Origin of the sequence: Hanstruepera ponticola (genome assembly GCF_002940745.1) — a bacterium.
In the GTDB taxonomy this organism is placed as follows: Bacteria; Bacteroidota; Bacteroidia; order Flavobacteriales; family Flavobacteriaceae; genus Hanstruepera; species Hanstruepera ponticola.
In genome coordinates this window covers 46,535-65,757 of sequence record NZ_POTB01000001.1, presented here as the reverse complement: position 1 = coordinate 65,757, position 19,223 = coordinate 46,535, and the positions used below count along the sequence as shown (strand labels likewise).

The window sequence follows — 19,223 nt, the reverse complement described above, 5'->3', positions numbered from 1 at the left end:
TATGCTGGACTTTCTGTTGACAAGTGATGCCATTATAGCATTATTAACTTTAACTTTTTTAGAAATCATATTGGGAATTGACAATATTGTTTTTATCTCAATAGCTGCTAATAAATTACCTGAAAACCAACGCGCAAAAGCCACTAATATAGGACTGGTTTTGGCCATGGTACAACGTATAGTTCTGCTATTTTTTGTCTCTTTTCTAATTGGTTTAAAGGAACCTTTTTATAAGATTGAACTATCTTGGTTGGAAATTGCTATAAGTTGGCAAGCTATCATATTATTTGCTGGAGGGCTGTTTTTAATTTACAAGAGTACATCTGAAATACGTGAAAAAGTAGAAATGCCAGACCATGATGAAAGTAGAATAAAACAATCCAAAATCACATCATTATCAAACGCCATTACCCAAATTTTGTTAATAGATTTTATTTTTTCAATTGATTCAATACTATCTGCAGTAGGTATGACAAATGGGTTACACGAAAACCATAATTACAATTTGGTACTTATGATTATTGCAGTAGTTATTTCAATAATCATTATGATAGCTTTTGCAAACCCCATTAGAAAATTTATCGAGACACACCCAAGTATTCAAATGTTAGGTTTAGCATTTTTAATACTTATTGGTTTTATGCTAATAACAGAAGCTGCTCACTTGTCAGAAACCAAGTTTTTCGACAAAACAGTTGGAGCCATTCCTAAAGGATACCTCTACTTTGCAATCGCTTTTTCTTTATTTGTTGAGTTTCTTAATTACAAACTTGTTAGAAAGAAAAATTGATTACCTAATCATACAATGCATCCATTTCATCCAAGAACTGTATCATTTTCTTGTTCACGATTTCTGATTGATCAATAGATAAAAAATGCCCTGCATTATTAATAACCTCTGCCCTTCCGTAAGGCAATATTTCTTTGGTCATTCGAACAGTTTTTTCATTGTTAATCATATCATCATCACCTATTAAAACATAAACTGGCATTTTAAGACTTTGTAATTCCCGCTTTGAAAAAGGCATCATGTCAATAGTAAATTTATTTATTGAGTCCTTATCAACTGCAATTCTATATTGATCCAAATATGTTTTATTGACATTCCCTGGATTAACAGACATGGTTTTTAGTGTTTCTTGCATTTGTTTTTCCTTTGATGAAAAAGCATAGATGATATTTTTCAATAAATCAGTGCTCGGTCTCACCCAAATAAACGTTTGAGCAGGACTCAACAAAATCATACTATTTATTTGGCTTTGGTCTTGAAGAGCAATTTTTGTTGCCAACCAACCACCTCTCGAAGCACCAATAAGATTATATTTTTTAAGTTTCAACTTTGCGAAAACCTCATGGTACCATAATGCAATATCGTCGGTTGACTTCATTTCTTTTTCAATAAATGATTTACCAGGCTCCAAAATAAAATCAATGGCGTAAATACGATAATCTTGAGCCAAAGCTTCAATATTTGCATACCACATGGTAGAGCTAGCATTCATACCATGCAACAAGACAACTGGCATACCGTCTTCTGGGCCTGAAACCACAACATGAGCAGTGCCATAGTTTGTAGGCACATAAAGTTCCTCAAATGGTGTTTTCCATAATTTCAAGGATTCATTATATGCCTCAAAATATGCTTTTTGCTCAAAGTCAGGATTAGATATATAATCTGGCTCCTTTTTATACTTTGAATAATCATCGTTACAACCTATAAAAACCAATAGCGCTGCAAATAACAATAAAACACTGTTTCTAGTCATTATAAAAATTTTCATCAAATCTACACAAATAAAAAAGTTTCTTTTTAATCATTAACACATTCTTTTAACTTATGCTAAATTTGCGATAACTATTAAATACTTGGCGGTATTTAACTGAAAATTGCTATGATAAACATTCATAAGAAAACACTTCAGGATTTAGAATTTGCTGCTGTTTTAGAGCAAGTAAGCGAATTATGCATTACTGCATTAGGCCATGAAATGAGCTTAAACTTAACACCTTACAAGAATAAGGATCAAGTTGTTCTTGCACTAGGCCTAACCAATGAATACTTATCATCATTTTACAATGAGAACAGAATACCAAACCATGGTTTTGAGCCAATAACCAAGGAATTACAATTACTGAAAATTGAGAACACTTACCTAGAGACACATGCCTTAAAAAAAATAGTTTCCATATCGTTGACTACGAATGATATTTTACGCTTTCTCAAAAAATTTCACGAGTACTATCCTAAACTTAATGATTACGCTTCCAATATTGAATTGACTAAAGTTATCATTGAAGAAATAGACAACGTTGTAGATCGGTTTGGTGATGTCAAGGACAGTGCTTCTCCGCATCTTAATGATTTAAGACAGCAAATAAATAAGCTGAAAGGTAAAATAAACCAAAGTTTTACCTCTGCATTAAACACCTATCACAATCTAGAATATCTAGACGATATTCGCGAATCGGTCGTAGATAACAAAAGGGTTTTGGCAGTGAGAGCTATGTACAGGCGCAAGGTAAAAGGCGCCATAATGGGAGGGAGTAAAACCGGAAGTATTGTATATATAGAACCAGAAACAACGCTCCAACACACGCGAGAACTCAATAATTTAGAATACGAAGAAAATGAAGAAGTCATTCGTATTTTGAAACAACTTACTGACTTTATTCGCCCACACAGAGTTTTATTAGCTAGTTATCAAGATTACCTAACTGAATTAGATGTCATTTCGGCAAAAGCAAAATATGCCAAATCCATAAATGCCATTTTACCAGAAATTACAGAAAACAGGATACTTCATCTTCGTGATGCCTATCATCCCTTATTATTTTTAAGCAACAAAAAGAAAAAGGAAAAAACCTATCCGCAATCTATTGAGCTTAAAGAAAACAATAGAATCATTGTTATTTCTGGCCCAAATGCTGGTGGAAAAAGCATCACTTTAAAAACTGTGGGTTTATTACAGGTTATGTTGCAATCGGGATTATTAATTCCTGTTCATGAACGCAGTGAAGTATTTTTATTTGATCGGGTAATTTCTGACATTGGCGATAATCAATCTATTGAAAACCATTTGAGCACTTATAGCTATCGCTTAAAACAAATGAACTACTTTTTAAAAAAGTGCAACAAAAATACCTTGTTTCTAATTGATGAGTTTGGAACTGGTAGTGATCCTGAATTAGGAGGTGCTTTGGCTGAAACATTTTTAGAAGAATTTTATAACCGTGAAGCTTTTGGAATTATCACCACGCATTATGCTAATTTAAAAATGTTGGCAACTGAGCTACCAGATATGCAAAATGCCAATATGATGTTTGACGAAAAAACGCTGGAACCCATTTTTAAACTTGCTTTGGGTCAAGCGGGAAGTTCTTTTACTTTTGAAGTGGCACAAAAAAACGGTATTCCTTATAGCTTAATCAATCGTGCTAAAAAGAAAATTGAACGTGGCAAGGTACGTTTTGACCAAACTATTGCTAAACTTCAAAAGGAACGCTCAAAACTCGAAAAAACCGAGCAATCCCTTAAACTCAATGAACGTAAAAAACTAGATGAAGCTGAAAAACTAGAGGAAATCAATTTAAAAATTCAAAAAAAACTCGAAAGCTATCAAGAACTTTACGACAGTAATCAACGCCTTATCTACTTAGGACAAAAGGTTAATGATTTGGCAGAAAATTATTTCAACAACAAACAAAAACGTGAGTTGATGAATGAACTTTTCAAATTGGTACAAATAGAAAATTCTAAGCGTAAAAAAGTTTCTGCCAAACAACAAAAAGTAGAGAAAGTCAAAGCTCAAAAGGTTAAACAAGAAGCAGAAAAGAAAGTTAACGTTATTAGAAAGAAAAAAAAGGAAGCCAAGAAAAAAGAAGCTCTAAAACCTCCTAAACCAAAACCTACTTTAAAAGTTGGTGATCGCGTTCGACTAGAAGATGGTCGAGCAGTTGGAAGTATTGATAAAATTGAAAAAAATAAAGCTATTGTAAACTATGGCTTATTTACTACTAATGTCAGTATTGAGCAACTAGAATTAGTAGAATCCAAGAAATAATAACATTCAAAATTGCGTTCAATTAATTATTATACTACCATAGATTATTTTAATCTCTTTTATTTATTCAATAGTATGAGATAGCTTATTTTTGTAGTATGTTAGAGTTAATTCCAAGGGAAAAGAAATTGATATTATTTGATGGCGTTTGCAATTTATGCAATTCAAGCATTCAGTTTGTAATAAACCATGACAAGAAAGACATCTTTTTATTTGCTCCATTACAAAGTAATATAGGCCAACAAATAATTTCTCATTTTAAAATAGATACGACCAAAACAGATTCTATTATATTATATACTGAAAAAACAGGAATAGATTACAAATCTACCGCAGCTCTTAAAACAGCCTATTATTTAGGGTTTCCCATAAATTTAGTAAGCATCTTTTTAATTGTTCCGCCAATTATAAGAAATTGGTTTTATGACCTTATTGCACGCAACAGATATAAATGGTTTGGAAAAAAAAGTGAATGCATGATTCCAACGCCTGAATTAAAATCAAAATTTTTAAATTAGCTTCAATTATATTCGTAATTTTACCTCACCAATCAAAATAATTATGAAAAATCTACTCTCCTTTATTGTATTGTTGGTTTTTATTACCAATACGGCTTTTTCTCAAGAATTAGAAAATGAAGAAAAAGAAAAAAGAGTTGTTAAAAATGAAATTTCTTTTGAGGCATTACAATTGATAAACGGTGTTTATCAAATTTCTTACGAACGTTACATTTGGAACAATTTTTCAGCTGCTTTGGCCGTTGGTTATAAGGGTAAAGAAGGTCTTGTTAATTTCTCTGGCCTAGATTATACTGGTCCTAATGGTGGAAGACTTGAAACAAATGATTTATTTTATACTGGCTATCAAATTATTCCTGAAATTCGTTATTATTTAAAAAACACATCAAAGGGCAACTTAAATGGGTTTTATTTAGGTCTTTATTTTAAATTTTCTCAATATACATCTGATTTAACAGGCAAGTATACCGCAACTGATAATACGCCATACCAGGTTGAATTTGAGGCAAAGTTAAATATCGCATCAACAGGACTTATGATTGGCTACAAGCTACCTATCACAAAGCGTTTTAATATTGATTTCATTATTGCTGGCCCTGGGGCTGGTGACTATAACTTTAGAATAATTAACAAAAAAGATTTACCTGACGAATTTTATAATAATTTAAATGAAGCACTTGAAGAATATAGTGTGTTAGACTTTATTAATTCCGACTTTAGATTTTCTAAAGTTGATTCTAGATCAAAATTTTCTGCGTTTTCATTTCGTTATGGAATCGCATTAGGCTATACATTTTAACAAATATTAATCATAAAAAATACAAATGAAAAAAGTACTAAATTCAATTTCAATTTTATTGGTAATAATCACCTTCTCCAGCTGCTCTGGAGTAAAAGTATTAACCTCCTGGAAGTCAGATTCAGTTGATGAAATAAAAGACAACAACTTCTTGGTAATTGCAAGAACAGATAATAAACAAGCTAGAATTGCATTTGAACAAGAAATTTCAAATCAATTAAGAGAAAGTGGCATGAAAGCTACTGAAAGTTTTAGGGAGTTACCAAACATGAGTCATGATCAAGAATTAACAGAAGAACAAAAGAAAAATTTTCAACAATTTTTGGACAATGAAGGGTATGACGGTATCGTTTTAACAGTAATAAAAGATTATCAAGAAAGCACACGAACTACTGAAGATGGTGGTTATTACGCTGGTGCTACCTATTTTCCTTCATATTACCCATCTTATTATGGTGGTTTCTACGGTTATTATTATAACCCTTTATCTTATTCCACTTACGGTTCATATGTCCCAAGATCATCAACTACCTATACTGTAAAGACATATATTTTGGAAACAGTAGCTTATGATTTAAATCAAGATGACGGTAAACAATTAGCAGTAGTTGTTACCACTCAAATTGAGGATCCTCAAGATGTACATAAAAATGCAGTAGAATACACAAAAAAAATAACTGAAGCATTAAGAAAATAGTCTGACACACTCATAATAAAATAGAAAAAGGTCTTGAAATATTTCAAGACCTTTTTCATAACTTAACTAACCAAAAAAATTAAACAAACAAAAAATAGTGCTGATATTTAGGTATTTAGCACTCTTATTTTGATATTTAAATCTACAAATACTTATCAAAAACCTCATAAATTCTCGATGAAATGATGAAATTAATTGTTTAGTCATTTTTTTTTGCAAAAAACATCCATGAAATACTAATTATTTCATTTTTAACTAGTTACATCATCTCAATTAAAAAGTATCAGATTAATTAACTTTCTGATATCCACGCTTGACTTATTCAAACTAGCCATTCACTCAATTATTCTTTCATTTTAGGTATTGTCAAGGTAATTTTATTCTAATGATGAAAGCCTTGAAGTGTAATAGTTAATTTGACCCTGATTTCAGTTAATCAGGAATGAATCAAGTTCTTGTAGTTGTGCAATGTCTACCCACACTATGAGTTTAGTGTGTAAACTAAAAACCCAATTCACTTCGAGGTTTTTATTTTAAACTCTTTAAAATAAAGTCTAAATTCTTGTTGATATGCTCTTTATTGATATAAGAATCAGTATAATACTTCGAGGTGGATGCCAAGCCTATTTTTTGCAATTTGTTAATGGTATGCAAATATTCTAAAGATACTTTACCAGTTAGTAATGGATTTAAGTCTTTTCCCTTTTTAGCATAATTATAAACTTTCTTCAAACCTGACAGATATAAATGATCTTTTGTAAAGCCACCACCTCTATGCACACGCAAAGTGATTGCAAAGGCTTTGTCGCGATCTAACTTATATTGACTATACAGCAAATCAAAAGTGTCTGAAAAACTATAGCCTTTTATCAAACTATCTACTGCTATAACACGATATGACAACTCTTTCAATCGTGTTAGTGTCAAACAACCAGACATATATTCAGAATATACTGCTAAACCTTCTTGTGTTTCAACATTATTAGGGAATCCATTTGAGAAAATATGTAATGGCTGATTAATCGCATTGAAAGTTGTAACCAAATGCACACCAATCTCATGATTGGCTAGAACCTGTAACTGGTTTTTACTAAACTTATGATTTCTCCTTAACACTAAAGTTTTAGCATGATTCTGAACCATAGCTGCAGCTGAAATATTTGTTGAAAATTTAATATGGTATTCAAAATCATAACGTTTTGAAAACTCTTCAAAATAGGCTTTAGCATCTTGAACATTATAAAGTGGTAACATATCTTGATCAAAATCACCATCATCAAAGCGTAAAATAAATTTGGCGTTGTCAAGATCTCTCTCTGTTGGTGTTCCAAAGCTCTTTAAACTATTGTAATAAAACTTCCTGCTTTGATTAATAGTTTCAATGCATTCAATAAGCCCTGAGTATTCATAAATAATGTCTTCATATAGATTACGAATATCATTGTCTTCAATACGTTCTAATCGCTGTGAAAAGAATAATCTATGAAGTTTATAGCCATTAAATTTTAACTTCGGATAATTAAAATTTGGTTCATAATTAAACTTTGAAGCATAAAACTGTTTCTTTTCATTCTCAATATTAAGCGGGTTGATATAATTGAGTAATTCTATTTTTTTTACCAACCGATTAAGGTTAGAATCTATATCAAATAAGTCTTGGTATTTATTAATTAGCTTTTCAGAAACCATTTATTTTGAAAATGTTATATAGAATTCATGTGCATGTTGTGGTAATTCGCTTTTCAGAGCATCTTCTACTGCAGTGACAACCTCTGGATAAATAATCTGCTTATACTCATCACAATACACTTTTGCAATTTCAGTTGCCAAAACTAACGTATTTTTAAAAGTATTAGTTATATATCTTAAGAAATATCCATTACCGTAAAATGTATCGTTAATTTTCGCTGTTGACTCAATACCATTGGGCAAAATTATATGCTCAAGGCTCTGCCTCCAAGATTCAATAATGCTTCCAAATCGATCGTTATCTACATTGCTAGTTCCTAAATTCCATGTGGGTACTTTCCTATCCCAACGTTGCCAATTATAACTGTGCATGTCATAAACTATACATACACTGTGCTTTTCTTCAATTTTAGAAATTAAAGCATGAACTACTTTATAAAAATTATTATGCTTGTTTAAACTTCTTTGTTTCTTATCTAAATCTAAAGGCTTTTTCCACAATTGCTTTCCCCATGCTGTATCAAATACCGCGTCTTCTGGGAAACGATTTAAGTCATATTCAAATCGAGAATCACAACCAGCTATCACTATTGGATGCGATTGTATCATGTTTTTTGTTTCAGGGTCTTCTTCATACCATCTTTCGTATTCGGTATGTAAACAATTATCCCATAATTCTTTTCGAAACTGATGACCGTCATGAACTGCACCACAAACGTAATGCACATAACTATCAATTTTTATGGTAAAACTATAATCATCTGAAACTGCATGAAAAGTCTCTTCAGCTTCTATTTTTTTAATTATTTGGTCAACTGACAATTTTATCATGCTGCTTCATTTATAATGCGTTTTAACCAGTTAAACACCACATGTTCCACTTGATCAAATTCGCCATCTGCAAAAAATAACACTTTAATATCTACAAACAGTTGATTTAAATCTGATTTTGAATATTTATGAGTTTCCATACCTTGAATAATTTTTTGGATACATTGATAATCATTATCCGCTTTAAACTCATCATAAACCATTTGAAACGTATTCATATCAACTTTAGATAAAATAACGTTGCGCTCTTTATTTGTTTCAGACAAATTTGAATTTGCCGCATAAAACAAAATATAAGCTACTAATTCTTTTTTTGACCAATTTTGAACAGCATCCATATCATTATTATTAATTAAACTTCCATATTCAGTCCATGAACCATCATAAACAGACATGTTTTTATATCCAGTTAATTCTGCCCCTAAAGCCAACACACAAGCCGTAATACCTGAACCACATGAAAAGACCATGGGTTTATCATCTTCTAAAACTTCTTGAAAAATATCACGAATCTCATTTTCAGATTTCAAACGGCCATTGACTAATAAATTTTGAAACGGTATGTTTTTTGAATTTGGAATGGTTCCACTACGCAAACCTTCTCGTGGTTCTGGTTCCTGACCCATAAATCTTGCTTGAGAGCGTGCATCAATAACTTGGTGTGTTCTGTTTTTTACTATTTTCTGAACATCATCAAAAAAACACATACAATCTTGATTTTTTTTAGCTGTGAAATTTCCAATTGCTCCTTGATATACTTCTTTTTTACTTAATGGATAAAATGCTTCAATCCATGCAGGTAAACCTCCATCTAAAACTGCCACATTTTCAAAACCAAAAGATTTAAACAACCACCAAGCTCTTGGGCTTGAATAAATATCCTTATCATCATAAACCACAAGGAAGCTATTATTGTTAATACCTAAATTCCTGGCTTCGCTTTCAAATTGATCTTGCGTTGGATATGTTGTTGGAAATGGTGCAGCTGTATCGCTAAACTTATTCTTTAAATCAAAAAAACGTGCTTTTGGAATGCATAAATCATTAGTGCTATTTGTATTTTCGGTAACTTTTGGAATAGATGCGTCGAGTATCACTAAATTGGTAGCATCTTTATTTTTATGTAACCATTCTACCGAAACAATGGGCTTATGGAATTTTGTAATTACCATACTTTAATGAGTTAGGCATCTTCAACTGTTTTTCGCAAACGAGAACGTCTATTAAATGCTTCAAGATTATCGAGCACTTTACTTTCTAGAAAATCAATAACCTTCTCTTCTACCTTAAATTTATTTTTATATACTTTATTGATATATGTAATTCCACCTGGTGACATAACATTTACCTCAACCAATTTCCCACCAATGACGTCAATACCAACAAAATACAATCCATCTTTGACCAATTTAGGACCAATTTGTTTACACAAAGCCTTTTCTGCCTTGGTTAGTGCGTGTTTTTGAACGCTACCTCCAGCTGAAACATTAGAACGATGATCATCGTTTCCAGGCACACGCTTCATAGCACCAACTGGCTCGCCATTTAACATTAAAATACGAACATCGCCTTGATCGGCTCCTTCAATGTAATCTTGAAGAATAACATAGTTTGATGTACCATCTCCACTATTGATATAAAAATCCAATAGCGAATTAATATTACTCATTGCCGATTTTTCAATTAATATAACACCCGATCCTCCAAATCCATTCAAAGGTTTTAGTATCATTTTATCGGCTTTAGATTCTTTAATTTGCCTAATAAGATAATTCTTGTTTTTAGAAACATGCGTGTTTGGAATAATGTTGCTATGCGCATCACCAAAAGCAGCCGTATATAATTTATTATTGGCCTCACGCATTCCCTGTAATGAATTAATTATAAAGACATCATCTTTGACAGAATCCAAAAAATTCAGCATTAAAGGATCTAATGGTGGATTTGCTCTAAAAAATATGGCATCAAAACCAGCCAAAGGAAGCATTTCTTCTCGTAAATTGGCTTTATTATAAAATGCTTTTAACGTACTAGGAACTTTATCCATTCTGCCTACAACAGTACAAAATGCATTGGTAACACTATCTCGAATAGTTAGGTTTGCAGGAGAGCATAAAGCGACACCATGTTTTCTCTTGACACACTCTCTTATTAAAGCTAGACTTGTATCATTTTCGGGATCAATTTGTTCCCAAGGATACATTAAAAAGCAAATATTCATTTTTCTTATTTTTGGCTAATTATTCTTAAAAATTAAGTTAATAATATTATTTAACTTTATCATAATTGTCATCCCAGTTTTTTGGTTTTGGCTCATGTAATTTATCCAGTGATTTGGCTACTAACATAGAGACTGTCGCATCTCCAGTTACATTTACAACGGTTCTACACATATCCAATGGCCTATCAACAGCAAAAATTAGAGCCAAGCCAATAGGTAATAATTCAGCAGGAAATCCAATGGATTCTAAAACAATTACCAACATAACCATTCCCGCACTTGGCACAGCTGCACTACCTATTGAAGCTAACAAGGCTGTTGCAATAATAACCAACTGATTAGTAAAAGTTAAACCTTCTGGCCAAATTACTTGCATAATAAAAACAGCAGCAATACCCTGATATAAACTAGTACCATCCATGTTTACAGTCGCTCCAACTGGTAATACAAAACCAGAAACCTCCTTATCTACTCCAATATGTTCTTCAACACGTTCCATAGTTACTGGTAACGTTGCGGCACTGGAACTCGTTGAAAAAGCCAATAATTGTGCAGGTGATATTTTATTTAAAAACCAAAGAGGTGATTTTCCAGTAAATGATTTTATTAAAATCAGATAGAAAACAATCATTAGTGCTAAACCTGCAACGACGCACATAGCATAATTCAATAATTTAAGTAAAATTTCAGTATCATCAAAAGCAATAATCACATTTGCCATCAATGCAAAAACCGCATAAGGAGCAAATAACATTATTAAATCTACCATTTTCATAACTACCTCATTTAAGGAATTAAAAAACTTAACCAATGGTTTTGCATCTTTTTCTGGTATCAATAACAAACAAATACCAACAAACAGAGCAAAAAAGATAACCTGAAGCATTTGCGCTTCACCTAAAGCTGTAAAAATGTTACTAGGAAATATATCAACTAATGCTTGTAACGGACCTGCATCATGTTGTGCTGATGCCTTTGTTAGTTTATCGGTTACGCCAGCATCATTTTCATACTTTAGTTTTATTTTCTCAATGGTATCTTGAGACATACCTGTTCCAGGCTTTAAGGTATTCACAATTGACAATCCAATGACTATTGCAACAAGAGTAGTCCCAACATATATCAAGATGGTTCTCAATCCCATAGATTTAATTTTGGAAATATCCTTTAAGTCCGAAATACCTTTGATTAGTGAGGCTAGTATTAATGGTACTGCTATAAGCTTTAATAAATTAATGAATATGGTTCCAAAAGGTGCAATCCAATCAGTAACGAATCCTTTACCGCCATCAACCGAATTCATGATAAATCCAAAGATGACACCTAAAACCATACCTATGATTATTTTCCAGTGTAGTGCTATTTTTTTCATATAACGTCTGCCAATTTCCTAGAGAGAAATTTTATAATTAAAATTTTACAAAAATATTCAGTTGTCAATATAAGTTTTTTTGACCTCGTACAATTAATCAGAAACATAATTTTTTGGATGTTTAATATTATTATGAAATTTCAGATTAAATGGAATTATATAATTAAAATTTAGAAACAACTATTCCTCATCATAAATATCGTCATGATCATCAATTGCTTCCGTATTGGGATCCCTTCTGAATACCTCAATTAAATTAAAAACAATAATACAGAAAACCACCCATACAGCACCTGCAATAAATCCGGCGACAATATCTGATGGGTAATGCACTCCTAAATAGATTCTGCTAACACCAATACTTAATATCAAAAAAGCAAAAATAATCATACCTGTATATTTCAGGAACTTGTTCATTTTCATTTTATAAAAAAGATAGATTACAAAGCCATAAAAGGACATAGCAGCCATAGCATGACCACTTGGGTAACTTAAGCTTTCTGCAGTTACCAACTGCTCAATAGTTGGACGTGCTCTGTTAAAAACACGCTTAAGGGCTAGGTTTGACAGCGCAGAAATAACCATAACAATTCCTATTTGCAAAATGTATTTCCATTTTTTTAAAACAACTTTAGAAATGATAGCTCCTATAACCGTAACAGCTATATAACCCTCCACATCACCAAGGTCAGTAACAAATTTAAAATAACTGGTAAATGCTGGTGAGCGATAAGATAAAACAAAATCAGTCACGGAATTATCAAAGCCCACTAACTCGTCATCAATTAATGTTTCAGTGAATTCTATAAAAAAGTTTATACCAAAAACAATGAACATCAGTGCCAATAAAACGATAATAAAATAAGGCAATGTCACATTGTAAACCCGTAATTTATCTCTTAAAGAATCCCTTAATTTTTTGACAAATGTTATTAGAAGTTCGAACATAATACAAAACTATTTTGAAATGCATGCTAAATTTAATGGCACTTCATAAATTATTTGTGCTCAATCACTGAAAATGAATATGGGAAATGAAATTTTAAGCTCTAACTCTGAATAATAACATGCTGGTATCTCAATAAATTTTATTAATCAGATAAAAGTCCGCCAAAACTAATGCTGCCATTGCTTCAACAATAGGCACAGCTCTTGGAACCACACAAGGATCATGACGACCTTTTCCTTGCATTTCAACTATACTTCCTGAATTATCCAGTGTGTTTTGCTTTTGAATAATAGTGGCAACAGGCTTAAAAGCTACACGAAAGTAAATATCCATACCATTACTAATACCACCCTGGATGCCACCTGACAAGTTTGTAGTTGTTGTTCCGTCGTTGTTGAACAAATCATTATGTTCACTACCTTTCATTCTAGCACCACAAAATCCACTACCATATTCAAAACCTTTTACTGCGTTTATTGACAACATGGCCTTTCCTAATTCCGCGTGTAATTTATCAAAAACAGGTTCACCAAGTCCAATCGGAACATTTTTAAGTACACAGGTTACTGTTCCACCTATGGTATCACCTTCCTTTCTGATAGCTTTTATTTTTTCAATCATAGCATGAGCTGTCTCTTTATGAGGGCAACGCACTGCATTACTTTCTATGTCAGCAAAGTTTAACGATTGATAAGGTTTTTCTAAAAAAATATCACCTACAGAAGAGGTGTAAGCATTAATTTTTATTTCTGGAATTATTTGTTTTGCTAATGCTCCAGCAACCACACGACACGCTGTCTCACGAGCCGAACTTCGACCTCCTCCTCTATAATCACGAATTCCATATTTCTTTTCGTAAGTAAAATCGGCATGGCTTGGTCTATAAACATCTTTTATATGTGAGTAATCTTTTGACTTTTGATTGGTGTTTTTTATTATAAATCCAATGGATGTTCCTGTAGTAGTTCCTTCAAAGATACCAGATAAAAACTCAACTGTATCAGGTTCTTTTCGCTGTGTTACTATTTCAGACTGGCCAGGTTTACGCCTGTTTAATTCCTGTTGAATAGCTTCTAAATCAACTTTTACACCTGAAGGGCAACCATCAATAATCCCTCCAATTGCTTTACCATGTGATTCTCCAAAAGTGGTTAATTTAAAAATGTTACCAAAGCTATTTCCCGCCATATTCAATATTTTACTGCTAAAGTAATTGTAATATTAGAGAAACAAAAATAGAATGCTGTCATCGGTTCTGATTTATAAATAAATCTAGTAACAATTACTTAACAAATTACTCACAAACAATTAATTACAGCGTAATATTAGGGTAATATTTAATGTAGATATTTGCATTAAATATCCAATAAACTTGAAGCAAAAAAGGAAAATTGAAATCTCGGTTATTTCAGATGTACATTTAGGAACTTATGGGTGTCAAGCAAAACAGCTTCTCACTTATCTAAACAGTATTAACCCAAAAAAGCTCATTCTAAATGGTGACATCATAGATATTTGGCAGTTTAGTAAACGGTATTTTCCAAAATCTCACCTAAAGGTCATTAAAAAAATTATAGATATGGCATCAGAAGGTGTTGAAGTTATTTACATTACTGGAAACCATGATGATATGTTACGTAAGTTTAGTGGAACGGCTATAGGCAATATAAAAATTGATGATAAACTAGTACTAAATTTAGACGGAAAGAAAGCATGGTTTTTCCATGGTGACGTGTTTGACGCATCTATACAAAACGCTAGGTGGTTAGCTAAACTAGGTGGCTATGGTTATGATATGCTCATTCTTATTAATCGTTTTATAAATTGGTGTTTAGAACGTATGGGGCGTGAAAAATATTCGCTATCGCTTCGCATAAAAAATAGTGTTAAGAAAGCTGTGAAATACATAAGTGATTTTGAAGAAGTTGTATCTGATTTAGCCATTGAGAATGGTTATGACTATGTGATTTGTGGTCACATTCATCAACCTAAAATGCTTCTTAAAAAAAATAAAATGGGTGAAACCACCTATTTGAACTCTGGTGATTGGGTTGAAAACTTTACTGCATTAGAATATCAATTTAAACGTTGGAAAATCTACAATTACAATAACGACAAACTTTCAGCTTTTTACGCCGACGAAGATATAAAGGAAATGGAAATGAAAGATTTAATTGCTGCTATTACCATTATTGATCAAAAACAGTAATAACTACTTTGTTGTTTTAATTATTGTTAGTTGTATTAAATTGTTATTTTTGAGACTGACAAAACTTAAAACAACAACAATGAAAACAATGAAGCAATTATTTCTAATGCTAACAGTTGCCCTTTTTGTGGCATCCTGCTCATCAGATGATGATGGTGGTACTAATCCACCAACAAATCCACCAACCGATAATACTGGAAACTACTTTCCTTTGACTGTTGATGATTATTGGAATTATGACGTTGAATACACTGACAACAATGATTCTAATAATAATTCTAGTTCTTCAGATTTTCTTTATGTAGCATCTGAAACAAATGGTAGCTTTGATTTAGGTGTTAATACCAATGATATTGCTAATGGTGCCATGAATGGTATTTTAGTGAATGGTACACTAGAACGTACGGAATCAACACTAATTTTAGACGGTTCTATCTCAATTCCGTTTCCTGGTTTTGAAACATCAAGCATTGATTTCACCGATATGGTTTTATACGATTTAAATGCAGCAAACAATAGTCAGTTGGCAAGCACCTCGGGTACAATAAATCAAGACATAGATTTAGGAGGAGACATAGTTCCAGTTACGATAAATTATATTGTTTCCACAACTCAAATAAACAACAATAGTTCTATAACAGTAAATGGAGAAAACTACACTTCTGTATCTAAAACTAATTTCAAACTAAACCTAAATGTTTCAACTACTGTAACTTTTGGCTCGCAAACTATTAATTTATCAATATTGAACAATCAAGATGTAACAGTTGGTACAAATTATTTTGTAGAAAATATAGGTTTAGTTAAATCAGAAACGGCAATAAATTATCAAGTAAATCAAAATACAATAGAGTTATTAACAACATTTGGAATTGATATTCCATTTCCAACTTCTGGTTCGGCTACTAACGTTCAAGAAATGACAGATTACATGGTTGCTGAAGAATAATCATTTAATCAAAGCATCATATAATATTTCGATGGGATGTAACGCTTGGCGTTGTGTCCCATCTTTTATTTGATGCCTACAACTAGTACCATTAGCCGCAATAACTACTTCGGAGTCAGCTTTTCTAATTGCTGGAAACAAAGTCTGATTACCAATTGTCATGCTAACATCGTAATGCTCTTTTTCGTACCCAAAACTACCTGCCATACCACAACATCCGCTTTGTATAATAGTGACTTTATAATTCTTTGGGAAATTTAAAACATCAAAACTTGACTTTTGATTACCCAGGGCTTTTTGATGACAATGACTATGAAATTTAATGGTTTTTGATTCAGAAGTAAATTGTTCAGGATTAATATTCCCTATCGCAATTTCACTTTGAAGGAACTCTTCAATTAAATAAGTATGACTGGCTATTGATTTTGCAGCACCTATGTCATTTGCCATTTTTAAATATTCGTCTTTAAATGTCAAAATTGCTGAAGGTTCAATACCAATTAATGGTGTTTCTTTTGATATTAAATCTTTATAAAGCGCTACGTTTTCATTAGCAACTTGTTGTGCCTGTTTTAAAAATCCTTTTGATAAAAATGCCCTACCAGACTCTTTGTTTGGCAATATGTTAACCTTGTAATTTAAACCTTCCAACAGCATAACTGCATCCTTACCTATTTTAGTGTCCAAATAATTAGTAAACTCATCAATAAAGAAATATATCTCTTTAGTATATTTAGACTTAACCATCTGTTTGTTATTGTTTTTAATCCATTTAAATAAACTAACACTTGAAATATTAGGCAAGCTTCTTTTTGGCGCTATGCCTAATCCTTTTTTAATGAGAGATGAAAAAAATACGTTCGAAAACATCAAGTTGCTGATGCCAGAAAATCGACTTCCAATGTTGTTAAATTTATTATTGTAGGCAAATACTTTTGTACGCAAACTTGAACCATTTATACTTTGGTATTGATATTCAAACTCTGCCTTTAAAGCGGATACGTTAACACTACTAGGGCATTCACTAGAACACGCCTTACAACTTAAACAAAGGTCAAATACATCTTTGAGTTCTTCGTGATTAAACTTATTAACCTTATCAGATTGGGTTAAAAACTCCCTTAAAGCATTAGCTCTAGCGCGAGTAGTATCTTTTTCATTTCGAGTGGCACGATAACTCGGACACATAGTGCCACCAAATTCTGGAAGTTTTCTGCAATCACCTGATCCGTTGCATTTTTCAGCTTCACGTAAAATACCCAATGAATCTGAAAAGTCTAACAACGTGTTTATTTCAGGTTCTACCCTATCCGGTTGATAACGTAAGGATTTATCCATTGAAAATGCATCAACAATTTTCCCAGGATTAAAAATATTATTTGGATCGAAAGCTCGCTTTATTTGCTTAACTATTTTGTAATTGTTTTCTCCAATCATCATCGGAATAAACTCCGCACGCACAATACCATCTCCATGTTCACCACTCATTGAGCCTCCATACTTTTTGACTAAATGCGCTACATCACTGGTTATTTTGCGAAATAGCACAACATCTTCTTTCTTTTTTAAATTTAAAATAGGACGTAAATGCAACTCTCCAGCTCCAGCATGCGCATAATACACTGCTTTTTGTTTATAACCATTCATAATAGCTGTAAAATCCCTGATATAATCGCTTAAATCTGAAATTAAGACAGCTGTATCTTCAATACATGGTGCCGTTTTTTTGTCACCAACTATATTGCCTAATAAGCCCAAACCAGCCTTCCTTAATTCTATAGCCTTATTGATGTCTTCGCCTACTAGTAAGGGATTGGCATAACTCAAACCACTAGATTTTAATGTCTCTAACAGGCTATAGGCTTTTCTGTTTACAACTTCTATGCTATTATCACGCACTTCACACATTAAAATCGCTTTAGGATCACCAGTTACAAATTGTCTATTAACCTCTTGTGTTTTATTGTGCTTGGTTAGATCTAAAATGGTCTTATCCATCATTTCACATGTGTATAAGTCATGCTTCATAACACTCTGAACTGCATTTAAACAGTTTTCAATATTATTGAAATGAGCCGCAATCATGACAGTGTTTGCTGGTGGTAATACATCTAATTTTAAGGTTATCTCTGTTGTAAATGCCAGAGTACCTTCGCTACCTGACAACAACTTACATAAGTTTAGCGGTATGTCTGAATTAGAAAATGGTTCAGTTTTTATTACTTCATCAATAGCATAACCTGTATTGCGTCTATGGATTTCTTTTTTTGGAAATTGACTTCTAATCTCATCCTGAACACTTCTACTTTTTAATTCTTGATTCAAAACACGATATATCCTTCCTTCCAGACTATCTGAATTTATTTTTTTCTCAAACTCTAATTTAGAAATGTCAGAAAAAATTACTTCACTCCCGTCAGACAATAATGTTTTCAAGGCCAATACCTTATCACGTGTCACACCATATTTGATGGATGTGGTTCCTGACGAGTTATTTCCTACCATACCGCCAATCATACAGCGGTTTGAAGTAGATGTATTAGGACCAAAAAACAAGCCGTAAGGCTCTAAAAAAATATTAAGTTCATCTCGAATTACACCTGGCTGAACAGTAATGGTCCTATCCTTTTCATTAAAATCTACAATCGCATTAAAGTATTTAGAAACATCTACCACAATACCTTTACCCACACATTGCCCTGCTAAAGAAGTTCCTGCTGCCCGAGGTATTAAAGATGTTTTATGACTATTAGCAAAATCAATAAGCACTTTCAAATCATTATCATTCTTTGGAATAGCTACTGCCAAAGGCAACATTCTATAAACTGATGCATCTGTCGCATAGAGAGTTTTCATCAAATCATCATAATGAAGTTCACCTTCCAACAATTGATTAAGTTTCTTTAAGTGTTTTATTTCCATATTTGG

General features: G+C 32.3%; 16 protein-coding genes. 7 read left to right on the top strand and 9 right to left on the bottom strand.

What is annotated here, in order from left to right; all coding sequences use genetic code 11:
- Window position 1: 1 nt before the first annotated feature.
- Window positions 2-790, top strand: a complete 789-nt coding sequence (locus C1S72_RS00285; RefSeq protein ID WP_104733687.1) for a TerC family protein — start codon at window positions 2-4, stop codon at window positions 788-790.
- Window positions 791-794: 4 nt separating this feature from the next.
- Here the strand turns inward: C1S72_RS00285 and C1S72_RS00280 are convergent, their stop codons facing one another.
- Entirely contained in the window at window positions 795-1,766 is a 972-nt protein-coding gene (locus C1S72_RS00280) for an alpha/beta fold hydrolase (RefSeq protein WP_104733686.1), read from the bottom strand.
- Window positions 1,767-1,892: 126 nt separating this feature from the next.
- Here C1S72_RS00280 and C1S72_RS00275 point away from each other — a divergent pair, with 126 nt between their 5' ends.
- The 4 genes from C1S72_RS00275 (at window position 1,893) to C1S72_RS00260 (ending at window position 6,075) form a co-directional block, all read left to right on the top strand.
- A complete protein-coding gene (locus C1S72_RS00275; protein WP_104733685.1) occupies window positions 1,893-4,061 on the top strand; it encodes an endonuclease MutS2 in 2,169 nt (722 codons plus the stop codon).
- A gap of 98 nt (window positions 4,062-4,159) precedes the next feature.
- On the top strand, window positions 4,160-4,579 hold the full coding sequence (locus C1S72_RS00270) for a thiol-disulfide oxidoreductase DCC family protein (protein WP_104733684.1): 420 nt from the start codon (window positions 4,160-4,162) through the stop codon (window positions 4,577-4,579).
- Window positions 4,580-4,622: 43 nt separating this feature from the next.
- Window positions 4,623-5,378 (top strand): DUF3575 domain-containing protein, encoded by a 756-nt coding sequence (locus tag C1S72_RS00265; RefSeq protein ID WP_104733683.1) that lies wholly within the window; start codon window positions 4,623-4,625, stop codon window positions 5,376-5,378.
- Between the two features lie 25 nt (window positions 5,379-5,403).
- Window positions 5,404-6,075 carry a hypothetical protein gene (locus C1S72_RS00260; protein WP_104733682.1) on the top strand — a complete coding sequence of 224 codons (672 nt, stop codon included), beginning with the start codon at window positions 5,404-5,406 and terminating at the stop codon, window positions 6,073-6,075.
- Between the two features lie 528 nt (window positions 6,076-6,603).
- On the opposite strand, the gene C1S72_RS00255 is transcribed toward C1S72_RS00260, so the two are convergent.
- The 7 genes from C1S72_RS00255 to aroC form a co-directional block, all read right to left on the bottom strand.
- Window positions 6,604-7,764, bottom strand: coding sequence for a flavohemoglobin expression-modulating QEGLA motif protein (locus tag C1S72_RS00255; RefSeq protein ID WP_104733681.1), 1,161 nt, complete (start codon window positions 7,762-7,764; stop codon window positions 6,604-6,606).
- Entirely contained in the window at window positions 7,765-8,595 is an 831-nt protein-coding gene (locus tag C1S72_RS00250) for an N-formylglutamate amidohydrolase (RefSeq protein ID WP_104733680.1), read from the bottom strand. It lies immediately after the preceding gene.
- Window positions 8,592-9,767 (bottom strand): sulfurtransferase, encoded by a 1,176-nt coding sequence (locus C1S72_RS00245; protein ID WP_104733679.1) that lies wholly within the window; start codon window positions 9,765-9,767, stop codon window positions 8,592-8,594. Before C1S72_RS00245 ends, C1S72_RS00250 begins: the two co-directional genes overlap by 4 nt.
- An 11-nt stretch (window positions 9,768-9,778) precedes the next feature.
- Window positions 9,779-10,816, bottom strand: coding sequence for a glutathione synthase (gene gshB, locus C1S72_RS00240; RefSeq protein ID WP_104733678.1), 1,038 nt, complete (start codon window positions 10,814-10,816; stop codon window positions 9,779-9,781).
- A 46-nt stretch (window positions 10,817-10,862) separates the two neighbouring features.
- A complete protein-coding gene (locus C1S72_RS00235; RefSeq protein ID WP_104733677.1) occupies window positions 10,863-12,188 on the bottom strand; it encodes a dicarboxylate/amino acid:cation symporter in 1,326 nt (441 codons plus the stop codon).
- 180 nt (window positions 12,189-12,368) lie between these two features.
- Window positions 12,369-13,136: a phosphatase PAP2 family protein gene (locus tag C1S72_RS00230; protein WP_104733676.1), complete on the bottom strand. Its 768-nt coding sequence runs from the start codon at window positions 13,134-13,136 to the stop codon at window positions 12,369-12,371.
- A 130-nt stretch (window positions 13,137-13,266) separates the two neighbouring features.
- The gene (gene aroC / locus C1S72_RS00225; RefSeq protein WP_104733675.1) at window positions 13,267-14,325 is read right to left on the bottom strand and encodes a chorismate synthase; all 1,059 of its coding nucleotides are present in this window, start codon (window positions 14,323-14,325) and stop codon (window positions 13,267-13,269) included.
- Between the two features lie 184 nt (window positions 14,326-14,509).
- Here aroC and C1S72_RS00220 point away from each other — a divergent pair, with 184 nt between their 5' ends.
- Window positions 14,510-15,346, top strand: a complete 837-nt coding sequence (locus C1S72_RS00220) for a UDP-2,3-diacylglucosamine diphosphatase (RefSeq protein WP_104733674.1) — start codon at window positions 14,510-14,512, stop codon at window positions 15,344-15,346.
- Window positions 15,347-15,434: 88 nt separating this feature from the next.
- Entirely contained in the window at window positions 15,435-16,295 is an 861-nt protein-coding gene (locus C1S72_RS00215) for a hypothetical protein (RefSeq protein ID WP_162919887.1), read from the top strand.
- On the opposite strand, the gene C1S72_RS00210 is transcribed toward C1S72_RS00215, so the two are convergent.
- Complete coding sequence (locus tag C1S72_RS00210; RefSeq protein ID WP_104733672.1) at window positions 16,296-19,217, bottom strand: FAD-binding and (Fe-S)-binding domain-containing protein; 2,922 nt, start codon at window positions 19,215-19,217, stop codon at window positions 16,296-16,298.
- Window positions 19,218-19,223: the final 6 nt, after the last annotated feature.

Bases quoted from the DNA above. Each gene is read 5' to 3' on its own strand.
- C1S72_RS00235 (WP_104733677.1), bottom strand. From the start codon at position 12,188: ATGAAAAAAATAGCACTACACTGGAAAATAATCATAGGTATGGTTTTA.
- C1S72_RS00260 (WP_104733682.1), top strand. From the start codon at position 5,404: ATGAAAAAAGTACTAAATTCAATTTCAATTTTATTGGTAATAATCACC.
- C1S72_RS00275 (WP_104733685.1), top strand. From the start codon at position 1,893: ATGATAAACATTCATAAGAAAACACTTCAGGATTTAGAATTTGCTGCT.
- C1S72_RS00215 (WP_162919887.1), top strand. From the start codon at position 15,435: ATGAAGCAATTATTTCTAATGCTAACAGTTGCCCTTTTTGTGGCATCC.
- C1S72_RS00280 (WP_104733686.1), bottom strand. From the start codon at position 1,766: ATGACTAGAAACAGTGTTTTATTGTTATTTGCAGCGCTATTGGTTTTT.
- C1S72_RS00265 (WP_104733683.1), top strand. From the start codon at position 4,623: ATGAAAAATCTACTCTCCTTTATTGTATTGTTGGTTTTTATTACCAAT.
- C1S72_RS00285 (WP_104733687.1), top strand. From the start codon at position 2: ATGCTGGACTTTCTGTTGACAAGTGATGCCATTATAGCATTATTAACT.
- C1S72_RS00255 (WP_104733681.1), bottom strand. From the start codon at position 7,764: ATGGTTTCTGAAAAGCTAATTAATAAATACCAAGACTTATTTGATATA.
- C1S72_RS00270 (WP_104733684.1), top strand. From the start codon at position 4,160: ATGTTAGAGTTAATTCCAAGGGAAAAGAAATTGATATTATTTGATGGC.
- C1S72_RS00210 (WP_104733672.1), bottom strand. From the start codon at position 19,217: ATGGAAATAAAACACTTAAAGAAACTTAATCAATTGTTGGAAGGTGAA.
- C1S72_RS00230 (WP_104733676.1), bottom strand. From the start codon at position 13,136: ATGTTCGAACTTCTAATAACATTTGTCAAAAAATTAAGGGATTCTTTA.
- C1S72_RS00245 (WP_104733679.1), bottom strand. From the start codon at position 9,767: ATGGTAATTACAAAATTCCATAAGCCCATTGTTTCGGTAGAATGGTTA.
- gshB (WP_104733678.1), bottom strand. From the start codon at position 10,816: ATGAATATTTGCTTTTTAATGTATCCTTGGGAACAAATTGATCCCGAA.
- aroC (WP_104733675.1), bottom strand. From the start codon at position 14,325: ATGGCGGGAAATAGCTTTGGTAACATTTTTAAATTAACCACTTTTGGA.
- C1S72_RS00250 (WP_104733680.1), bottom strand. From the start codon at position 8,595: ATGATAAAATTGTCAGTTGACCAAATAATTAAAAAAATAGAAGCTGAA.